The sequence below is a fragment of the uncultured Planktosalinus sp. genome (assembly GCF_963973675.1).
GTDB lineage: Bacteria > Bacteroidota > Bacteroidia > Flavobacteriales > Flavobacteriaceae > Planktosalinus.
On the sequence record NZ_CAXBAN010000342.1, the window covers coordinates 1 to 2,922 of the forward strand.

3 protein-coding genes and 1 pseudogene are annotated in these 2,922 nt (G+C 38.7%); all 4 read right to left on the reverse strand.

Annotated elements, in window-relative coordinates:
- A partial coding sequence (locus AACY61_RS11625) for a 3-hydroxyacyl-CoA dehydrogenase family protein (protein ID WP_339611750.1) occupies nt 1-1,266 on the reverse strand: 1,266 nt, incomplete at its 3' end.
- Nucleotides 1,259-1,720 (reverse strand): MarR family transcriptional regulator, encoded by a 462-nt coding sequence (locus tag AACY61_RS11630; protein ID WP_339611751.1) that lies wholly within the window; start codon nt 1,718-1,720, stop codon nt 1,259-1,261. The genes AACY61_RS11625 and AACY61_RS11630, both read right to left, overlap by 8 nt.
- A gap of 173 nt (nt 1,721-1,893) precedes the next feature.
- On the reverse strand, nt 1,894-2,286 hold the full coding sequence (locus tag AACY61_RS11635) for a hypothetical protein (RefSeq protein WP_339611752.1): 393 nt from the start codon (nt 2,284-2,286) through the stop codon (nt 1,894-1,896).
- A gap of 132 nt (nt 2,287-2,418) precedes the next feature.
- A pseudogene (locus AACY61_RS11640) lies at nt 2,419-2,922 on the reverse strand (long-chain fatty acid--CoA ligase); the annotation flags it as partial.

The window sequence follows — 2,922 nt, forward strand, 5'->3', positions numbered from 1 at the left end:
GATGAGTTCAAGCCCTTTTTCTACACCAATGGAATCCCAGATTTCAAACGGACCGTTTTCCCAACCGAAACCGGCTTTCATGGCGTCGTCTATTTTGTAGAGTTCGTCTGAAATTTCCGGAATGCGGTTAGATACATAGGCAAACATTCCGGCGAAGTTCTTGCGATAGAATTCGCCTGCTTTATCATCGCCATCCACGAGCACCGGAAAGCGGTCAATGGGTTTGTCGATGGTTTTTGTTTTTTCAAGAGTGGCAAAATTTGCTTTTTTGGTTGATTGGTATTCCAGCGTGTTGAGGTTTAGCTCTTTGATTTCGCTGCTGCCGTCGTCGTTTTTAATTTTTTTATAGAAACCTTGTCCGGTTTTGCTTCCCAACCATTTGTTTTCTACCATTTTTTCTATGAAATCAGGTAGTTTAAAAAGGTCGTGGGCTTCATCTTTTGGGCAGTTTTCATAAATACCGTTCGCAACGTGCACTAGTGTATCCAACCCAACAACATCCACAGTGCGGAAAGTAGCCGATTTTGGACGGCCAATAACCGGGCCGGTGAGTTTATCGACTTCGGTGACGGTGAGTCCCATTTCTTTTACTTGATGGAATAAGCTCTGGATACCGAAGATACCGATACGGTTTCCAATAAAAGCGGGAGTATCTTTAGCCAATACCGAAGTTTTTCCCAAAAACTTTTCACCATATTCATTAAGGAAGTTTAGCACTTCTTTTGAAGTATCAGGGCCGGGAATAATTTCAAAGAGTTTCAGGTAACGCGGCGGATTGAAAAAGTGGGTGCCGCAGAAGTGTTTTTTGAAATCTTCACTTCGGCCTTCATTCATAAATTTTATGGGAATTCCAGAGGTGTTTGAAGTGATGAGCGTTCCCGGTGTACGGTGTTTTTCAAGATTGTCAAATACTTGTTTTTTGATATCGAGTCGTTCGATTACTACCTCAATAATCCAGTCAACATCTTTTACTTTGGCAATGTCGTCCTCAAGGTTACCTGTAGTGATGCGATTGGCAAAACTCTTATGATAAACCGGTGAGGGTTTGGACTTGATAGCTTCTTGAAGCGATTCGTTTACCAAGCGGTCTCTCACAACTTTGTCTTCAAGAGTGAGTCCTTTTTTCTTTTCATTGTCATTCAGTTCTCGCGGAACAATGTCAAGCAGAAGCACTTCCACGCCAATGTTGGCAAAATGCAGTGCTATACCACTTCCCATAATTCCGGAGCCAATGACGGCTACTTTGTTAATCCTACGTTTACTCATATTTTTTAAAAACTAAATCGTTTGTATATACTTTTTTATTGGAAATCATTTCATTGATGGTATCAGTAACCTCAAAGAAGTGTTTGAGTTTTTCTTCTGAAATATTGTTTTTTATGGCTTCATTAAACTGTAGCACCCGATCTTTGGAATACTCTCTTTTTTCTTTTCCGAAATCGGTTAGGAAAATAAGTACACCACGTCCGTCTTCTGGATTGGGTTTACGAATAATCAGGCCACGTTCTTCCATTGATTTTAATGTTCTTGAAAGACTTGTGGCTTCCATACCCATACGGGGACCCAATGAGGTGGAAGGGGTGCCTTCTTCAGGGTCGATGCTTAAAAGTGCAAATCCGGTAGCCATTGTGCTTTCAAATTTAGCGGCTTCTTCATTGTACATTCTTGTGACTGCTTGCCAGGTTGTTCTTAAAACGTAATCGATTGTTTTCTCTTTCATTTTCCTCTGGTAGAACCTCTCCCAAAATGGAAAGAAGCTTTATTAATTATAATTAATGGGATTGTAAATATACAAAAAAATACTATGCACGCATAATAAATTCAATAAAAAATAGTAGGAATAAAAAAACTCCTCACGATGGAGGAGTTTGATTGTAAATTTTATTAAATGATTTAGCCTAGTTTTCCGTTTATAGCTCCAATGATGGCTCCTATAATTGCAGTAGATACTATTGTTACAACCAGATCTAATGCTGCCATTTCATATGTTGCTTCAGGCATCATAGCCATGTTAAAAAAGTTAAAAAACAGGCCGAGAAAGAGTCCGATAACAGCACCCGCACTTGCTCCGGTTGCTGCGGTACTAATTTGCGCCCATTTTGTAAATAAATAAGCTATGAACAAACCATAAGTTAAACATCCTAAGAGAATGAATATCATTGTATTAGAAGTCATTTCGGGTTGAGGAAAGAAATCTACGAGAAGGATTCCATAAAACAACCATCCAAGAAGGTAATAAACAATACCTCCTACAATACCGGAAACTAAGAAATTTTTTGTTTTCATTTTAGTGGCTTTTATTAGTTAGTTGATATTAAATGTATTAAAAAATTGTCTAATATCTATTTTTTAAAGCCAATAAATTATGATTTGACGAATTGTCTTGGATTTTGAGGGGGTTTTATATTGGAATTTATTTTATTGAGTGTATATTTTTTCATACAAATTCGTATACCGGTCTTTGACTACCCGGCGTTTTAATTTCATAGTGGGGGTGAGGTGACCTGCTTCGACGGTCCAGACTTCTGGGGTGAGTTCAAAACGTTTTATTTTTTCCCATTTCCCGAAACGTTCATTAAAAGTATCTACCTCTTCCTGAATGCGGGCAATGACTTTTTCATTGTTACAAAGTTCTTCCAACGAATTTCCGAGGTCAATTTTTTTACGCTTTGCCCATTCCTTTACGAAATCAAAACTGGGTTGTATGAAAGCTGCCGGCATTTTTTCGCCATCGCCTATCACCATGATTTGTTCAATAAACAGGGATTGTTTCATAGCGTTTTCCAATAATTGAGGGGCAATGTATTTCCCGCCACTGGTTTTGAACATTTCTTTTTTGCGGTCGGTTATTTTTAAAAATCCATCAGTATCTACTTCCCCTATGTCGCCGGTGTGAAAATAGTCGCCGGTCATTACTTCAGC

What these genes read in the sequence shown, in the direction of transcription:
- AACY61_RS11630 (WP_339611751.1), bottom strand. Translation starts at nt 1,720, where the DNA reads ATGAAAGAGAAAACAATCGATTACGTTTTAAGAACAACCTGGCAAGCA.
- AACY61_RS11635 (WP_339611752.1), bottom strand. Translation starts at nt 2,286, where the DNA reads ATGAAAACAAAAAATTTCTTAGTTTCCGGTATTGTAGGAGGTATTGTT.